The sequence below is a fragment of the Salinibacterium sp. SWN139 genome (assembly GCF_015864625.1).
Classification (GTDB): domain Bacteria; phylum Actinomycetota; class Actinomycetes; order Actinomycetales; family Microbacteriaceae; genus Rhodoglobus.
On sequence record NZ_JADYWV010000001.1, the window covers coordinates 817,458 to 832,286 of the forward strand.

Consider the following 14,829-nt stretch of genomic DNA (forward strand, 5'->3'; position numbering starts at 1 on the left):
TCTTGCCTATGAATGTTTCCGCGGGGGCGGAATCTTCTCTACTGGAACTCAGGGGACCTTCCCAGCCACTATAGATATCGAAGGTGTGAAGAAGGTTTATCGCGAGGAGGCGATCAGGTGTCTACAGTGCTGGTTTTGTGCGGAGCAGGTGCCTCGAGCACCTTTTTGGCACACGCACTTCGTCGACAGGCGACTGTTCGCGGTCTGCCTCATACCTTTACCCCCGCGAGCGTTGCAGCGCTGAGTATGCCTCTCACTTCTGTGGATGTCGTGCTGGTGAGCTCCCACGTTGCAGATTTCTTCGACCAGGCAGCAATTGCCGCCGACGCGATTGGTGCGAAAGCGATCCAACTTCCGGCCCTGAACTTTGATGCAGCTGGCGCAAATATTGCCCTCGACCTCCTTGATTCCTTCCCTCAAGTAACGACAGAAAGCAGCAACAATGGCTGAACAAACTATTCGGGTGGCTTCGGCACACGGGCTTCACGCTCGTCCCGCATCACTCTTCACCCAGGCGGCAGCTGCCTCTGGACTCGACGTCACTATCGCCAAAGGCGACAAGTCGGTAAATGCCTCAAGCATCCTGAGCGTCATCTCGCTCGGCGTCACGCATGGCGACGAGGTCACCATTGCCGCTGAAGGCGAGGGCGCCGATGCCGTTATCGCCACCCTGACCGAAATTCTCAGTACCGATCACGACGAGAGCTAGTCGTGTTCGGCCGCTTCCCTCGCAGTATCCTCACATCACAGATATCGGAGTAAAACAATGACAACGTCGTCTACGACCGCCAAGAGTGGCGGTGCGCGCGTAGGGGTCCAGAAATTTGGAACCTTCGTTAGCGGAATGGTGATGCCCAACATTGCGGCATTCATCGCTTGGGGCTTTATCACTGCACTGTTCATCCAAACAGGTTGGTTGCCGTTGCTCGGCATCGACCCGGTCTGGGTTCAGCAGCTTGGTGGCTGGAGCCTTGACCCCGAGGTAACAAACACGGGCCTCGTCGGTCCGATGATCATTTACCTACTTCCCTTGCTCATCGCTAACACCGGTGGCCGCATGGTTTACGGAACCCGCGGTGGAGTTATTGGAACCATCGCGACGATGGGTGTCATCATTGGCGCCGGTATCCCGATGTTCCTGGGCGCCATGATCGTTGGTCCCGGTGCTGCGTGGGTCATGAAGAAGATCGACTCACTCTGGGAGGGAAAGATTCGTCCTGGTTTCGAGATGCTCGTCGACAACTTCGCTGGTGGAATCGTTGGCATGCTGCTCGCGATTGCGTCATTCTTCCTGATCGCTCCGCTCGTCACGGCGATCAGCAACGGTCTCGAAGCGGTTATCGCGTTCCTTGTTGACAACAGCCTGCTGCCTTTGGCAAGCGTTTTCGTTGAGCCCGGCAAGATCCTCTTCCTGAACAACGCCATCAACCACGGTGTCTTCACGCCGCTGGGAACGGCCGAGTCTCTTGAAAAGGGACAGTCGATCTTGTTCCTCATCGAAGCAAACCCTGGCCCCGGCCTCGGTATCCTGCTTGCCTTCTTGGTATTCGGTGTTGGTCTGCTGCGTGCGAGCGCTCCTGGTGCCATCCTGATTCACTTCGTCGGTGGTATCCACGAGATTTACTTCCCGTACGTTTTGGCTAAGCCGCTGCTCGTTGTTGCAGCAATCGCTGGTGGAGCAACTGGTGTTCTCACGAACGTCATCTTCCAGTCGGGTCTGCGCGCTCCGGCATCACCGGGCTCGATCATTGCGGTTCTCGCCCAGACGCCTCCCGGAAGCATCGTTGGCGTATTGCTGTCGGTTGTATTCTCCGCGGCTGTCTCATTCCTGGTCGCTTCGATCATCATTCGTGCGGGTCGTAAGCGCGACCTGGAAGCTATGGCCAACGGTGACGATGCTCTCGCAGCAGCCGTTGCTAAGAACGAGGCCAACAAGGGCAAGGGCAGCTCGGTAAGCGACCTGCTCGGAGCTGGTGCTGCAACTGCTGGTGCAACTGCTGGTGCAGCAACTGCCACGAAGATCCAGAACGTTGTGTTTGCGTGTGACGCAGGCATGGGATCGAGTGCCATGGGAGCAACCGTTCTCCGCAACAAGTTTGCGAAGGCCGGCATCGAGGGCGTCAACGTGACGAACAAGGCAATCGCGAACCTCGATGGTTCGGAAGACCTCATCATCACGCAGAATCAACTGACTGACCGTGCCACGGAGAAAGTTCCCGGCGCAATCCATGTTTCAGTTGATAACTTCATGAACAGTCCGAAATACGATGAAGTCGTAAACATGGTTAGCGAATAACAGGAGAAATCATGAGCAAGGTACTCGAGCTAGACCAGATCAAAGCGGCTGGCACCGCTCGCACCAAAGAAGAAGCCATCGCTGAGGCGGCGGAGATTCTGATTGCTGCTGGCGCGGTAACGCCCGAGTACCTTGGTTTCATGAAGGCCCGTGAAGAGTTGACTTCAACGTTCATGGGTAACTTCCTAGCCATTCCGCACGGCACGAACGAGGGCAAGGACACGATCTTGTCGTCTGCGCTCTCGTTCGTGCGGTACGCGGATCCCATCGATTGGGATGGCAACGAGGTTCGCTTCGTTGTCGGCATTGCAGGCAAAGATGGCGGACACATGGACACCCTCGCTGCGGTAGCCACAATCTTTAGCGACAATGACGAAGTGCAGAAGCTCATTGACGCATCGAGCGAAGACGAGTTGCTCGGTCTTCTCTCTGAATTGAACAACGCATGAAGGCCGTACATTTTGGAGCTGGCAACATCGGGCGCGGCTTCGTCGGTCTGATCCTGCACAAGGCTGGCTATGAGATCGTATTTGCGGATGTCGCAGCGGAGCTCATCGACAGCCTCGCCGCAGCGGACAGCTACCAGGTGCACGAGGTGGGCGCGGAACCCCGCACTGAGACTGTCGACAACTTCCGCGCACTCAACAGTGCGAGCAATGAAGCTGGCGTGATCGAAGAGATCGCCACCGCCGACATGGTTACGACTGCTGTCGGCCCCAACATCCTCAAGTTTGTCGCTCCCTTGATTGCTCAGGCGATCAAGGCTCGCGCTGATGATCTGCCGCCTCTGCAGGTGCTGGCGTGTGAGAACGCGCTCTATGCCACGAACAATCTGCGCGCCGAAGTTGCGGTCGCTGTCGATGCTGAAACGCTCGCCGCGAAAGCTATTTTTGCTAACACTGCGGTCGACCGCATCGTGCCAGCCCAGGATCCCGCTGCAGGACTCGACGTCACGGTAGAAGACTTTTTCGAGTGGGCTATTGAGAGCGCACCGTTTGGGGACAACGTTCCCGACATTGCCGACGTACATTTCGTCGACAATCTTGAGCCCTACATCGAGCGCAAGCTCTTCACCGTCAACACTGGCCACGCCACCGTGGCGTACCACGGCTATCTTCGCGGGGCGGAGACACTTTCTGCCGCGATGGCGATCCCTGAGGTTGCGGCGGAGGTCGATGCCGTCTTGGCGGAGACCAGCGCCATGCTTGTCGCCAAGCACGGCTTTGATGCTGCTGACCACGCCGACTATGTCGCGACGTGTACTCGTCGATTTAGCAACCCTCACCTGCCGGACACTCCGGAGCGCGTTGGCCGTAGTCCGCTGCGCAAGTTGTCGCGCAACGAACGCTTTATCAGCCCTGCCAGCGAACTGGCAGCATCGGGAACGACTCCTCACGCGATCCTGCGTGCGGTCGGTGCCGCGATGCAGTTCACCGTGGCTGAAGACCCCGAAAGTGTGCGGATGATGGAGCTGCGGTCGTCGCTCACCGCCCCCGAATTCGTCACCGAAGTTATGGGACTGCGCGAGGGCGATGCTCTCTTTGCCGCTGCAGTCGAAACTGTTAGCGCGCAATCTTAGCCCCAACTTGGTGAAACGCCCGGGATTAGCGTAGGCTTTCTCTTTGGTGTTTCAGGCCGTTTTTTTCGCGCCTTGGCTTTCTCGAAAGTCACTCACCACAATCTACGCAGACCAGCGAACCCCACTTATAGCGACGAAGAGGCTATGGCCAAAAAAGACGGTGTCATTGAGATCGAAGGAGCAGTAGTCGAGGCTCTGCCCAACGCGATGTTTCGTGTTGAGTTGACGAACGGCCACGTTGTGCTCGCGCACATCTCCGGCAAAATGCGACAGAACTACATTCGAATCCTTCCGGAGGACCGTGTAGTTGTAGAGCTGAGCCCGTATGACCTGACTCGCGGCCGCATCACCTACCGCTACAAGTAGACCGCGCTGGAAAGTAACGTCCACGCTGCCCTTGCGGGCTAGTGGAACGACGACAGCGATTCACAAGGAAAAATAATGAAGGTTAACCCCAGCGTTAAGCCCATCTGCGACAACTGCCGCGTAATTCGCCGCAACGGTCGCGTCATGGTTATCTGCAAGTCGAACCCGCGTCACAAGCAACGCCAGGGCTAAGGTTCCGCGAGCAGATCGCACAGTTGCACGGGGTGGGGCGAGCAATCGCCACACACCGCAGCGCACATAACTAAATACGAGAACTAGCAACACCAGATCTGAGACTTGTGAAAACAAGTAATAGGGACACCATCGGTTGGAGGCCGGTGCACAGGTGCTGTTACAGACCTCCACTCATCAAACAGGAGAAGCCACTATGGCACGTCTAGCAGGCGTCGACATCCCACGCGACAAGCGTGTAGAGGTCGCACTGACTTACATTTACGGTGTTGGCCGCACGAGGGCACTCAAAACCCTCGCCGACACTCAGATCAGCGGAGAGATCCGTGTTCAGGATCTCACCGATGACCAGCTCATCGCGCTGCGCGACTACATCGAAGGAAACTTCCAGGTAGAAGGTGACCTCCGCCGTGAGGTTGCAGCAGACATCCGCCGCAAGGTTGAAATCGGAAGCTACCAGGGTATCCGTCACCGCAAGGGACTGCCCGTTCACGGTCAGCGCACGAAGACCAACGCTCGTACCCGTAAGGGCCCGAAGCGCACCGTAGCCGGCAAGAAGAAGGCCCGATAGACCCTGGGTTCAACCCCAGTGTCGTCGCCATCAACGTTTTAGGAGAAAACAATGGCAGCACCAAAATCGGCCGCTCGTAAGCCGCGTCGTAAAGAAAAGAAGAACATTGCTGTGGGCCAGGCTCACATCAAGTCAACGTTCAACAACACCATCGTGACCATCACTGACCCCACCGGCGCAGTTCTTGCCTGGTCGTCGTCAGGTGTCGTTGGCTTCAAGGGTTCGCGTAAGTCGACCCCTTATGCCGCGCAGATGTCTGCTGAGTCGGCTGCACGCCAGGCTCAGGAGCACGGTGTCAAGAAGGTTGACGTTTTCGTCAAGGGACCGGGTTCGGGTCGCGAAACTGCGATTCGCTCGCTGCAGGCCGCTGGCCTCGAAGTGGGTTCGATCAACGACGTAACACCGCAGACGCACAATGGTTGCCGTCCGCCCAAGCGTCGTCGCGTTTAGTTTCACGCCGTACTAGCGGGGCAACTCGTTAGTGCTGGCGTCGTGGCGAGGGCCCTTGTGGCCCTCGCTCACAGTTCCAGCGCACAACTCAATACAACGTCGGGCCAGCCACCCGTCGCCCACAAGTGTCATATAGCGGACACTTCGCCGAAAGGAATTACCAGTGCTGATTGCACAGCGTCCCACCCTTGCTGAGGAGAACATTTCCGAATTCCGTTCACGGTTCGTTATCGAGCCGCTCGAACCTGGTTTCGGTTATACCCTCGGAAACTCACTCCGTCGCACCCTTCTTTCGTCGATCCCCGGAGCAGCTGTCACCAGCATCCGTATCGATGGAGTTCTTCACGAATTCAGCACCGTCGCCGGTGTCAAAGAAGACGTCACTGAGGTCATCCTCAACATCAAGAACCTCGTAGTCTCCAGTGAGCACGACGAGCCGATCACCGCTTACCTGCGCAAGCAGGGTGCTGGTGAAGTTACCGCAGCGGACATCTCAGCACCTGCCGGTGTAGAGATTCACAACCCGGAACTCGTCATCGCAACGCTCAACGACAAGGCCAAGTTTGAACTTGAGCTGACGATCGAGCGTGGCCGTGGCTATGTCACCGCAACTCAGAACCGCAGCGAGTTCAGCGAAGCCGGCCAAATTCCGGTCGACTCGATCTACTCGCCCGTTCTCAAGGTCACCTACCGCGTCGAGGCAACTCGTGCCGGTGAGCGCACTGACTTTGACCGTCTGGTTGTAGATGTTGAAACCAAGTCGGCAATCACCCCTCGCGATGCAGTGGCTTCGGCCGGTCGCACGCTGACCGAACTGTTTGGACTCGCTCGCGAGCTCAACACGGCAGCAGAGGGTATTGAGATTGGTCCTGCACCGGTTGACGCCGTGCTTTCGACCGAACTCAGCATGCCGATCGAAGATCTTGATCTTTCGGTGCGTAGCTACAACTGCCTCAAGCGCGAAGGCATCAACACCGTAAGTGAACTGGTTGCTCTTTCGGAGACCCAGCTCATGAACATCCGTAACTTCGGTCAGAAGTCGGTTGATGAAGTGCGCGACAAGCTCGTCGAGATGGGACTGTCGTTGAAAGACAGCGTTCCCGGATTCGACGGAGCACACTTCTACGGCGGATACGCCGACGACGAGACCAACGCTTGAGCCACTGGCTCGAAACTTTGACACTGGAGAATTAGAAAATGCCTACACCTACTAAGGGCCCGCGTCTCGGCGGTGGACCGGCGCACGAGCGCCACATGCTTGCCAACTTGGCCGCAGCCCTGTTCACGCACAAGAGCATCAAGACAACGGAAATGCGCGCGAAGCGTCTGCGTCCCGTTGCTGAGCGCCTGATCACGTTCGCGAAGAAGGGTGACTTGCACAACCGTCGCCGCGCGCTCGGAATCATTGGCGACAAGACTGTCATCCACGAACTCTTCACGGTCATCGCACCGCAGGTTGAGAACCGCGATGGTGGTTACACTCGCATCACGAAGCTTGGTTTCCGCAAGGGAGACAACGCTTCGATGGTTCAGATGGAACTCGTTCTTGAGCCCGTAACGCCCAAGAAGAAGGCCCCGAAGGCTGCCGCTAAGGCTGAGCCCAAGGCTGCTGCAGAAGAGCCCGCCGCCCAGGAGGCTCCCGTTGAAGAAGTAGCAACCGAAGACGTCGCCGTCGAGGATGCTGCTGCAGAGACTGCAGAAGAGAAGTAACTTTCTTCGTTCGAGAAAACCCCGGCTCCGCTTCGTGCGGGCCGGGGTTTTCTTCGTGAAATAGGGTTGGACTATGACTGAAACGGCACCCGCCATCCCGGCGCTTGAGTCGGATGCCGCGCCCTTTGCCCGCCTGCGGCTAGATATCGCCTACGACGGTACGAACTTCTTTGGGTGGGGCAAGCAGCCTGTGCTGCGCACCGTGCAGGGCACCATTGAAGACGCCCTGGCCGTCATCTTTCGGCGGTTTGGGGTTACACCGCAACTGGTCGTTGCCGGACGCACGGATGCCGGCGTTCACGCGACAGGCCAAGTGGCTCACCTTGACCTCACAGAGACTCAGCTGCGCAGCCTCGACCGCCCGCGTCGCGGCAACATGGGCGGCCGGCGATATGACGGACCGGCCTCGCTGGCACGACGGATCAATGGCATCACGGGCCTTGAGTCCGACATTTTCGTGACCCAGTCAGTGATCGCAGCGGACGGGTTCGATGCCCGGTTCTCGCCCCTCTGGCGACGCTACGAGTACCGCATCGCCGACAACGAGTCACCGCGTGACCCGCGTCAACGCAATCACACACTCTGGTACCCGGCCACTCTCGACGTGGACGCGATGAACGTGGCGGCGAAAGAGCTTCTCGGGCTCCATGATTGGGCTGCCTATTGCAAGCCCCGCGAAGGTGCCACGACGGTGCGCAGCCTTGAGCGATTCAGCTTTACCCGCACCGATGAGGGCATCATCCTCGCCGAAGTGCGCGCCGATGCGTTTTGCCACAGCATGGTGCGGTCGCTCGTGGGAGCCGGAGTCTTTGTGGGACAGGGCAAGATCGATGCTTCGCGCCCCGCCGACATCCGTGATGAACGTTCGAAGGGCAGCGAATACAAGGTCATGCCGGCTAAAGGACTCACGCTTGTTGAGGTCGGGTATCCGCCAGATGAAGAACTGCACGCGCGCGCAGAACTCACGCGATCACGTCGCGAGTTGATCGACTAGTCACCGCTGCGGCGCGCTGCGCTGCCGCCGTTGTTACCGACCGCGTCAGTGCTGCGCGGGTGCCCGAAGGTCGGTGGAACGTCGTACGACAAGCTCGGGCGGGAGCACTTCTTGACGGTGGGTGTGGGAATCTTCTCGCGCTGAGTGCTCAATGAGCAATCGTGCGGCGCGCGTGCCGAGCTCGTCAATGGGCTGGCGCACTGACGTGAGCGGCACAACCCAATCGCGAGCGAAGTCAATGTCGTCGTACCCGACGAGCGCAACGTCCTCTGGCACGCTGAGTCCCGCGTCGATAAGTCCGCGGTAGACGCCGAAGGCGAGCATGTCGTTTCCGCAAAATACGGCGTCGGGGGAGTCTCCCTCGAGAAGCAGTTCCGCGGCTCGTCGACCATCTTGGATGCCGATCCCTGACGTACTGACTTCGATCAAAGACACTTCTGGATCCATGCCGGCTGCAATGATCGCTTCGCGTGCGCCTTGGGCGCGATCGGCGAACTGACGGAGCCCGGTTGGTCCTCCGACGACAGCGATGCGGGTGTGGCCTAGCTGCAGCAGGTGTTCGATTGCGAGGCGCCCTCCTGCGACGTTGTCGACGGAAATGGAGCAGTGTTCTGGACCGCCGTTGTAGTCGATCAACACAACGGGCAGATCGCCCGGGAGGTCTTTGTAGGGGTCGGAGTCTTCGTCGAGGCTCGCGGGTGCCAGTAGTACGCCGCGGACTCGCTGGGCGGCCAACATTGCGAGAAGTCCAGACTCGCGGGTCGTGTCGCCTTCGGAGTTACAGAGCATCACCACGTGGCCCGATTCGCGGACGGTGCGCTCGATGACGTGCGCGGCTTCCATATAGAAGGGGCTTTCGATATCCAGAACAACAAGCCCGATGACGTTGCTCGAGGCTCCCGTGAGCACGCGGGCTTGCTGGTTGGGCACGAAGCCAAGTTCGGCAATCGCTTTCTCAACGGCGGCGCGGGTGCGCGGGTGAACAGTGTCGGGGCGATTGATCGTATTCGACACGGTGCCTGTCGACACCTGGGCCAGTGCGGCGACATCGCGGATCCCGGCGGGCGACTTCGATGTCGCAGTGTCGGGGGTACTCATGGATAGCTCACTTCTTGTGCATGGTTCGGGTGCTGCAGGTTTCTCACTCTAAGGGCATTGCCGGGGTGCACCGGGTATGGGTGCAGTCGAGCTTCTCGTAATCGCATCGTTGTGATCATCTTTGCCTAGCGGTTGCATATCGGTATTTGTCCAGTGTACGTTTGAACCGCTTTAAAAAATGAACCGGTTCAAAATTCTCGACCGGGCGCAATGACGCGAAAGTGCTGAGGCTCTAGGCGCTGCGTCCGCGCAACACTGCACTCACACCAAAAGGAGAAACACATGAAGCAACGTCGCTTTGCAGGCCTCGCGATCGGTCTCGTGGCCGTCGTAGGACTCGGCCTCGCTGGATGTTCCGCTGACGCCGACACATCTACCGCATCCGGGGAAGACGCCTACACAATCGTTATCGTCCCCAAGGACTCGACTAACCCGTGGTTCGTTCGCATGGAAGAGGGCGTCAACAAGTTCGCGGCTGATTCCGGCAACGATGTTTACCAAAAGGGCCCCGCTGAAACGGACGCCACACTGCAGGTTCAGGTCATCCAAGACCTCATCGCTCAGGGTGTAGACGCCATCGGCGTCGTACCGGTTGACCCCGGAGCACTTGAGACCGTCTTGAAGCAGGCCATGGACGCCGGCATCGTTGTTGTCACCCACGAAGGTGCCAGCCAGGAAAACACGATGTACGACATCGAAGCCTTCAACAACACCCAGTACGGTGCGTTCATCATGGACAACCTCGCTGAGGCAATGGGCGAAGAGGGCACCTACGCCACGATGGTTGGCCACGTAACTAACGCGTCGCACAACGAGTGGGCTGACGGTGCTGTTGCTCGTCAAATGGAGGCTTACCCGAACATGACGCTGCTTGCTGCCGAGCCGCGCGTTGAGTCGCAGGACGACGGAGAGGTTGCCTACCAAGCAGCCAAGGAACTCCTCAAGAAGTACCCCGAAGTAACCGGCATCGTCGGAACCTCGTCGTTTGACGCTCCTGGTGTCGCTCGTGCGATCGAAGAACTCGGCCTCACCGGCAAGGTCTTCGTGAGCGGAACCGGCATGCCGGCCGCTAACAAGTCGATCCTCGAAAAGGGCCTCGTCAAGACGCTGACCCTCTGGGACCCGGCAGACGCTGGTTACGCTCTGGCATCGCTCGCCGAGCAGATCCTCGACGGCGAAGACATCGCTGACGGCGTGAACCTCGGAGTCACCGGTTACGAAAACATGACCTTCGCTGAAGGTAGCGACAAGGTTCTCGAAGGTAACGGCTGGGTTGTTATCGACAAGGACAACGTAGACAGCTTCGGCTTCTAAACAGTTCCGTTTACGCGACCAGGGCAGAGCGAACATTCGTTCTGCCCTGGTCGCACCCCCAGATTTATTCACGCGCGGAAAGGACCGGACGATGGTAGATAACGTCATCGCGGTACGCGATATCGGTAAGGCTTTCGCTGGCGTTCAAGCGCTTGATGGCATCACCTTGGAGATCGCTCCCGGAGAGATTCACTGTCTCGCTGGAGAGAATGGCAGTGGCAAGTCCACGCTGATCAAGGTCATGTCTGGTGTACACGCCCCCGATACCGGAACCATCGAACTGAACGGCAAGACGTTTTCGAAGCTGTCGCCCATCGAGGCGATCTCGAACGGCGTTCAGGTCATTTATCAAGACTTCTCCGTTTTTCCGAACCTCACGGTGATGGAGAACTTGGCGCTCAACGCCGAGCTCGCAGCCCACCGCACTTTCGTGAGTTGGAAGCGGATGCGGGCCGTCGCTGAAGAGGCGATCGCCAAAATTAACTTTACGATCGACCTCGACGAGAAGGTCGGCCAGCTTTCTGTGGCACAGAAGCAACTCGTCGCTATCTCCCGCGCGCTCATGAGCGACGCAAAACTCATCATTATGGATGAACCAACCACGGCTCTGACGAAGCGCGAGGTTGACGCGCTCTTTGCCATCATCCTCGATCTCAAGGCCCGTGGAATTGCGACGCTGTTTGTGAGCCACAAGCTGGACGAAGTGTTCGAGATCAGTGAACGCTTCACGATCATCCGCAACGGTAAGTCGGTTATCACGTGCCTGCCGGAGGAACTGGATCACGCGACGTTCTCGCACCACATGACCGGCCGCGAGTTCGACGACGACCACTTCGTTCCTGAGCACGTCTCCGAAGAGCCCATCTTGGAAACGCGGGGACTCGGCGTCGATGGAGCGTTTGCGGATGTTGACCTCACACTGCGTAAGGGCGAAATCCTGGGAATCACCGGGCTGCTTGGCTCCGGACGAACGGAACTCGCGCTCTCGCTCTTCGGTTCGAAGCCTGCCGATTCGGGCAAGATCCTGATCAACGGTGAAGTCGTCGAGGTCGGCAGCGTGCGCGCCGCGATCGCTCACGGTATTGGCTACGTTCCCGAAGACCGCCTCACCGAAGGTCTCTTCCTCGAGCGTTCCATTAGCTCAAACATCGTGATCTCCGAGATCGATTCGTTCGTCTCGAAGTTCGGGGCACTCGATCAGCGCAAGGCGGATGCCGAAGGTCAGCGCTGGGTCGACGAGCTCAAGATCGCAACGCCCAACCCTGCTAACCCGGTGAACACTCTTTCCGGAGGAAACCAGCAGCGCATCGTGCTCGCGAAGTGGCTCGCCACTCACCCGAAGATTTTGATTCTCAACGGCCCAACGGTCGGTGTCGATATCGGATCGAAGCACGACATCCATCGCATTTTGCGCACGCTTGCCAGCGAAGGCCTCGGCGTCATCATCATCTCCGATGACATCCCTGAGGTCATCCAGAACTGCAACCGGGTCATGGCGATGAACGCAGGACGAATCGTGGCGGAAATTGACCCGCGCACGACGACCGAATCCGAGCTCGCCGAGCTCATGTCGAAAGACCCGAGCACTATTGACGGGAAGGGCTGAGATGGCCAAGTTAGTGCGAAAGCTCACTAAATCAAACGAGTTCTACCTTTTGCTCGTGATCATTGCCGTGAGCATTGTCATCCAGTTGCGCAGCGGGCAATTCTTCTCCGCAAACAACCTGGTCGACCTCGCCAATGCGATGGTCGTTCCCGGCATCTTTGCGGTTGGCGCCTTCATGGTGCTGGTCGCTGGCGGAATCGATGTCTCATTTCCGGCGCTGGCGTCGCTTTCCGTCTACGCCACCACCCGAGTGCTCGTGGATGCGGGCTACACCGGGGGAGTTTGGTTGCCGTTCCTGATGGTCGTTGTGGTCGGGGCAATCCTCGGGGCGTTCAACGGACTGTTCACCTCGAGGTTTGTGGTGCCTGTGCTCATCATCACCCTCGGAACCGCCAGCGTCTTCTCCGGAGTCATGCAGGGCGTGTTCAAGTCGGTTCAGATTCCGAACCTGCCGCAGGGGATGAGCGACTTCGGCCGCTCGACACTGTTCGTGGCGACGAACCCTGAGTCAGGGCTCACCTCGAACATGCCGGTGGCATTCCTCATCTTGGTTGCGGTCGTTGCTGTTGCCTTCGTCGTGATGAGGTACACCACCTTCGGCCGCGGCCTCTACGCGATTGGCGGCGACGAAAGTGCTGCTGCTCGCGCAGGTTTCAAAGTGCGCAAGATCAAGTTCTGGCTCTTCGTCATTGTGGGAATTATTGCCAGCCTCGCTGGACTGGTGCGCACGAGCATGATGGACCAAATGCATCCGACGAACCTGCTCGGTATGGAGCTCATGGTTATCGCCGCGGTCGTGCTCGGTGGTGCCTCCATTACGGGAGGAACCGGAACCCTGACCGGAACGATGCTGGGCACGCTGTTGATTGTGATCGTGCAAAACAGCATGATCTTGGTCGGCATCCCCACCTTCTGGCAGGGCTTCGCGCTCGGCACCCTGATCCTCGTCGGAACAGGTATTTCGGCCGTGCAACTCACCCGATCACGCAAACGCGCACCCGCGCTGGTTCAAGGATAGGGACGGCCATGTCTGCTCTAACGACTCTTACGCCTCTTCGGGATCGTCTCACTCGCGACCCCCACGTCACGCGCCTCGCCGTGATTCTCGTTCTGCTCTTGACGTTCTTCATGCTCGTCAAGACTAAGAACTTCTTTGGAATTGCCACGTGGCAGTCAATGGCTGTGCAGTTCCCCGAGTTTGGCCTCATGGCTCTCGGGGTGATGCTCACCATGATTATTGGAGGTATCGACCTCTCTGTGGTCGGCGTCGCCAATATGACAGCAATCGGCAGCGCGACCCTCATGATGTCGATTGCACCCACCGGCTCCGACAGTCCCCAGGGCTACCTCGCTGTTGTCGCGGCGATCGCGTTCTCGCTCATTGTGGGAGCGATAGCCGGCGCCTTCAACGGGTTCTTGATAGCCAAAGTGAAGATCCCCGCGATTCTGGTGACGCTCGGAACCTTTGAGCTCTTTACGGGTATCGCGGTCATCATCACGGGAGGAAAGCCCGCCAGTGGCCTTCCCGCCCAGTACGGCGAGATCATGGCGCAGCGCGTCTTCGGAATCATTCCGATGCCGCTCATCATCTTCATCCTCGCCACTGTCGTGATCGCTCTGATCATGTACAAGACCGCATTCGGCACCAAGCTCTACATGCTCGGCTCGAACGAAACAGCGGCGCAGTTCAGTGGGCTCAAGACCGACAACCTCATCATCCGCACCTATATGACCTCGGGCATTTACGCCGCGGCCGCCGGTCTCGTGATGCTGGCCAACTACAACTCGGCGAAGGCTGACTATGGCTCCACGTACACGCTGCTCGCAGTGCTTATCGTGGTGCTGGGCGGAGTGAACCCGAACGGTGGATCAGGTCGATTGTCGGGAGTGATCCTCGCGGTCGTTGTGCTGCAGGTTCTCTCATCGCTGCTCAACACCTTCCCGAATATCAGCAACTTCTACCGCCCGCTGATCTGGGGTGGAGTGCTGCTGCTCGTCATCGTGGTGAATCAATGGACTAAAAAGAACAGGCTCTCTCGTCTGTTCGGTGTGAAAGGAAACAAATCATGAAACTGACTAAAGACCGCCACGTTGTTGTAGGCGCTGACTTTGCTGGATTCCCTCTCAAAGAGGCCGTCAAGCGGCACCTTGAGGCGCGCGACTGGACTGTTACTGACCTGACCCCCACTCTCGACGACGCTCCGATGTACCAGCGAGCTGGGTTCATGCTCGGAGCCAAGCTTGCCGAGGGCGAGTTTGAAAAGGCTCTTGCGTTCTGTGGCACCGGAATGGGCATCCACGTTGCTGCGAGCAAGGTGCCTCACGTGCACGCCGCCGTCTGTGAAAGTGCGCCATCGGCGTTGCGTGCGGCCACGGCGAACAACTGCAACCTCATGGCGATGGGCGCGTTCTACATTGGCCCGCGCCTCGGAATGGCCATGGCGGATGCGTTCCTTGATAACAGCTTTGGTGACGGCTACGAGAACTGGGAAGGCTTCGGCGATTACCACATGATCGGCTACGAAGAGTGTGAAAACTTCGACTACCAGGCCTACAAAGACAACGGTTTTGAGATCGTCGACGAGCGCAACGTTGCCATGGGGCCAGAGCCTCGCGGCCTCGCTTACTAACTGATCGATAGCCAGAGGGAGAC

The 14,829-nt window shown here is 58.4% G+C and carries 18 protein-coding genes; 17 read left to right on the forward strand and 1 reads right to left on the reverse strand.

What is annotated here, in order from left to right; all coding sequences use genetic code 11:
* Positions 1-12: 12 nt before the first annotated feature.
* The 12 genes from I6E74_RS03865 (at position 13) to I6E74_RS03920 (ending at position 8,158) form a co-directional block, all read left to right on the forward strand.
* Complete coding sequence (locus I6E74_RS03865) at positions 13-450, forward strand: PTS sugar transporter subunit IIB (protein ID WP_231604463.1); 438 nt, start codon at positions 13-15, stop codon at positions 448-450.
* Positions 443-709, forward strand: coding sequence for an HPr family phosphocarrier protein (locus tag I6E74_RS03870; RefSeq protein WP_197123123.1), 267 nt, complete (start codon positions 443-445; stop codon positions 707-709). The genes I6E74_RS03865 and I6E74_RS03870 overlap by 8 nt, the downstream gene beginning before the upstream one ends.
* Before the next feature lie 57 nt (positions 710-766).
* Entirely contained in the window at positions 767-2,296 is a 1,530-nt protein-coding gene (locus tag I6E74_RS03875) for a PTS mannitol transporter subunit IICB (protein WP_197123125.1), read from the forward strand.
* Between the two features lie 11 nt (positions 2,297-2,307).
* Entirely contained in the window at positions 2,308-2,745 is a 438-nt protein-coding gene (locus I6E74_RS03880; RefSeq protein ID WP_197123127.1) for a PTS sugar transporter subunit IIA, read from the forward strand.
* Complete coding sequence (locus tag I6E74_RS03885) at positions 2,742-3,875, forward strand: mannitol-1-phosphate 5-dehydrogenase (protein WP_197123129.1); 1,134 nt, start codon at positions 2,742-2,744, stop codon at positions 3,873-3,875. Before I6E74_RS03880 ends, I6E74_RS03885 begins: the two co-directional genes overlap by 4 nt.
* Before the next feature lie 144 nt (positions 3,876-4,019).
* A complete protein-coding gene (gene infA, locus I6E74_RS03890; protein ID WP_010203795.1) occupies positions 4,020-4,241 on the forward strand; it encodes a translation initiation factor IF-1 in 222 nt (73 codons plus the stop codon).
* Positions 4,242-4,316: 75 nt separating this feature from the next.
* On the forward strand, positions 4,317-4,433 hold the full coding sequence (gene rpmJ / locus I6E74_RS03895; protein ID WP_197106440.1) for a 50S ribosomal protein L36: 117 nt from the start codon (positions 4,317-4,319) through the stop codon (positions 4,431-4,433).
* Positions 4,434-4,629: 196 nt separating this feature from the next.
* Positions 4,630-5,004 carry a 30S ribosomal protein S13 gene (gene rpsM, locus I6E74_RS03900; protein ID WP_197106439.1) on the forward strand — a complete coding sequence of 125 codons (375 nt, stop codon included), beginning with the start codon at positions 4,630-4,632 and terminating at the stop codon, positions 5,002-5,004.
* Positions 5,005-5,055: 51 nt separating this feature from the next.
* Positions 5,056-5,454, forward strand: a complete 399-nt coding sequence (gene rpsK, locus I6E74_RS03905) for a 30S ribosomal protein S11 (RefSeq protein WP_197106438.1) — start codon at positions 5,056-5,058, stop codon at positions 5,452-5,454.
* Positions 5,455-5,617: 163 nt separating this feature from the next.
* Positions 5,618-6,613, forward strand: a complete 996-nt coding sequence (locus tag I6E74_RS03910; RefSeq protein ID WP_129072180.1) for a DNA-directed RNA polymerase subunit alpha — start codon at positions 5,618-5,620, stop codon at positions 6,611-6,613.
* A gap of 38 nt (positions 6,614-6,651) precedes the next feature.
* Positions 6,652-7,164 (forward strand): 50S ribosomal protein L17, encoded by a 513-nt coding sequence (rplQ, locus tag I6E74_RS03915; RefSeq protein WP_197123131.1) that lies wholly within the window; start codon positions 6,652-6,654, stop codon positions 7,162-7,164.
* Positions 7,165-7,237: 73 nt separating this feature from the next.
* The gene (locus tag I6E74_RS03920; protein WP_197106436.1) at positions 7,238-8,158 is read left to right on the forward strand and encodes a tRNA pseudouridine(38-40) synthase TruA; all 921 of its coding nucleotides are present in this window, start codon (positions 7,238-7,240) and stop codon (positions 8,156-8,158) included.
* A 45-nt stretch (positions 8,159-8,203) separates the two neighbouring features.
* On the opposite strand, the gene I6E74_RS03925 is transcribed toward I6E74_RS03920, so the two are convergent.
* Entirely contained in the window at positions 8,204-9,256 is a 1,053-nt protein-coding gene (locus I6E74_RS03925; RefSeq protein WP_197123133.1) for a LacI family DNA-binding transcriptional regulator, read from the reverse strand.
* A 282-nt stretch (positions 9,257-9,538) separates the two neighbouring features.
* On the opposite strand from I6E74_RS03925, the gene I6E74_RS03930 reads away from it, so the two are divergent.
* The 5 genes from I6E74_RS03930 (at position 9,539) to I6E74_RS03950 (ending at position 14,806) form a co-directional block, all read left to right on the forward strand.
* Entirely contained in the window at positions 9,539-10,570 is a 1,032-nt protein-coding gene (locus tag I6E74_RS03930; RefSeq protein ID WP_197123135.1) for an autoinducer 2 ABC transporter substrate-binding protein, read from the forward strand.
* Positions 10,571-10,661: 91 nt separating this feature from the next.
* Positions 10,662-12,176: a sugar ABC transporter ATP-binding protein gene (locus tag I6E74_RS03935; RefSeq protein WP_197123137.1), complete on the forward strand. Its 1,515-nt coding sequence runs from the start codon at positions 10,662-10,664 to the stop codon at positions 12,174-12,176.
* Between the two features lies 1 nt (position 12,177).
* Entirely contained in the window at positions 12,178-13,194 is a 1,017-nt protein-coding gene (locus I6E74_RS03940; RefSeq protein WP_197123138.1) for an ABC transporter permease, read from the forward strand.
* 8 nt (positions 13,195-13,202) lie between these two features.
* Positions 13,203-14,246 carry an ABC transporter permease gene (locus tag I6E74_RS03945; RefSeq protein ID WP_197123140.1) on the forward strand — a complete coding sequence of 348 codons (1,044 nt, stop codon included), beginning with the start codon at positions 13,203-13,205 and terminating at the stop codon, positions 14,244-14,246.
* A complete protein-coding gene (locus tag I6E74_RS03950; RefSeq protein ID WP_197123142.1) occupies positions 14,243-14,806 on the forward strand; it encodes an RpiB/LacA/LacB family sugar-phosphate isomerase in 564 nt (187 codons plus the stop codon). The genes I6E74_RS03945 and I6E74_RS03950 overlap by 4 nt, the downstream gene beginning before the upstream one ends.
* The last annotated feature ends 23 nt before the right edge of the window (positions 14,807-14,829 follow it).

Bases quoted from the DNA above. Each gene is read 5' to 3' on its own strand.
- I6E74_RS03925 (WP_197123133.1), bottom strand. From the start codon at position 9,256: ATGAGTACCCCCGACACTGCGACATCGAAGTCGCCCGCCGGGATCCGC.
- I6E74_RS03870 (WP_197123123.1), top strand. From the start codon at position 443: ATGGCTGAACAAACTATTCGGGTGGCTTCGGCACACGGGCTTCACGCT.
- I6E74_RS03865 (WP_231604463.1), top strand. From the start codon at position 13: ATGTTTCCGCGGGGGCGGAATCTTCTCTACTGGAACTCAGGGGACCTT.
- I6E74_RS03950 (WP_197123142.1), top strand. From the start codon at position 14,243: ATGAAACTGACTAAAGACCGCCACGTTGTTGTAGGCGCTGACTTTGCT.
- rplQ (WP_197123131.1), top strand. From the start codon at position 6,652: ATGCCTACACCTACTAAGGGCCCGCGTCTCGGCGGTGGACCGGCGCAC.
- I6E74_RS03920 (WP_197106436.1), top strand. From the start codon at position 7,238: ATGACTGAAACGGCACCCGCCATCCCGGCGCTTGAGTCGGATGCCGCG.
- I6E74_RS03940 (WP_197123138.1), top strand. From the start codon at position 12,178: ATGGCCAAGTTAGTGCGAAAGCTCACTAAATCAAACGAGTTCTACCTT.
- I6E74_RS03945 (WP_197123140.1), top strand. From the start codon at position 13,203: ATGTCTGCTCTAACGACTCTTACGCCTCTTCGGGATCGTCTCACTCGC.
- I6E74_RS03875 (WP_197123125.1), top strand. From the start codon at position 767: ATGACAACGTCGTCTACGACCGCCAAGAGTGGCGGTGCGCGCGTAGGG.
- I6E74_RS03880 (WP_197123127.1), top strand. From the start codon at position 2,308: ATGAGCAAGGTACTCGAGCTAGACCAGATCAAAGCGGCTGGCACCGCT.
- rpmJ (WP_197106440.1), top strand. From the start codon at position 4,317: ATGAAGGTTAACCCCAGCGTTAAGCCCATCTGCGACAACTGCCGCGTA.
- I6E74_RS03885 (WP_197123129.1), top strand. From the start codon at position 2,742: ATGAAGGCCGTACATTTTGGAGCTGGCAACATCGGGCGCGGCTTCGTC.
- infA (WP_010203795.1), top strand. From the start codon at position 4,020: ATGGCCAAAAAAGACGGTGTCATTGAGATCGAAGGAGCAGTAGTCGAG.
- rpsK (WP_197106438.1), top strand. From the start codon at position 5,056: ATGGCAGCACCAAAATCGGCCGCTCGTAAGCCGCGTCGTAAAGAAAAG.
- rpsM (WP_197106439.1), top strand. From the start codon at position 4,630: ATGGCACGTCTAGCAGGCGTCGACATCCCACGCGACAAGCGTGTAGAG.
- I6E74_RS03930 (WP_197123135.1), top strand. From the start codon at position 9,539: ATGAAGCAACGTCGCTTTGCAGGCCTCGCGATCGGTCTCGTGGCCGTC.
- I6E74_RS03935 (WP_197123137.1), top strand. From the start codon at position 10,662: ATGGTAGATAACGTCATCGCGGTACGCGATATCGGTAAGGCTTTCGCT.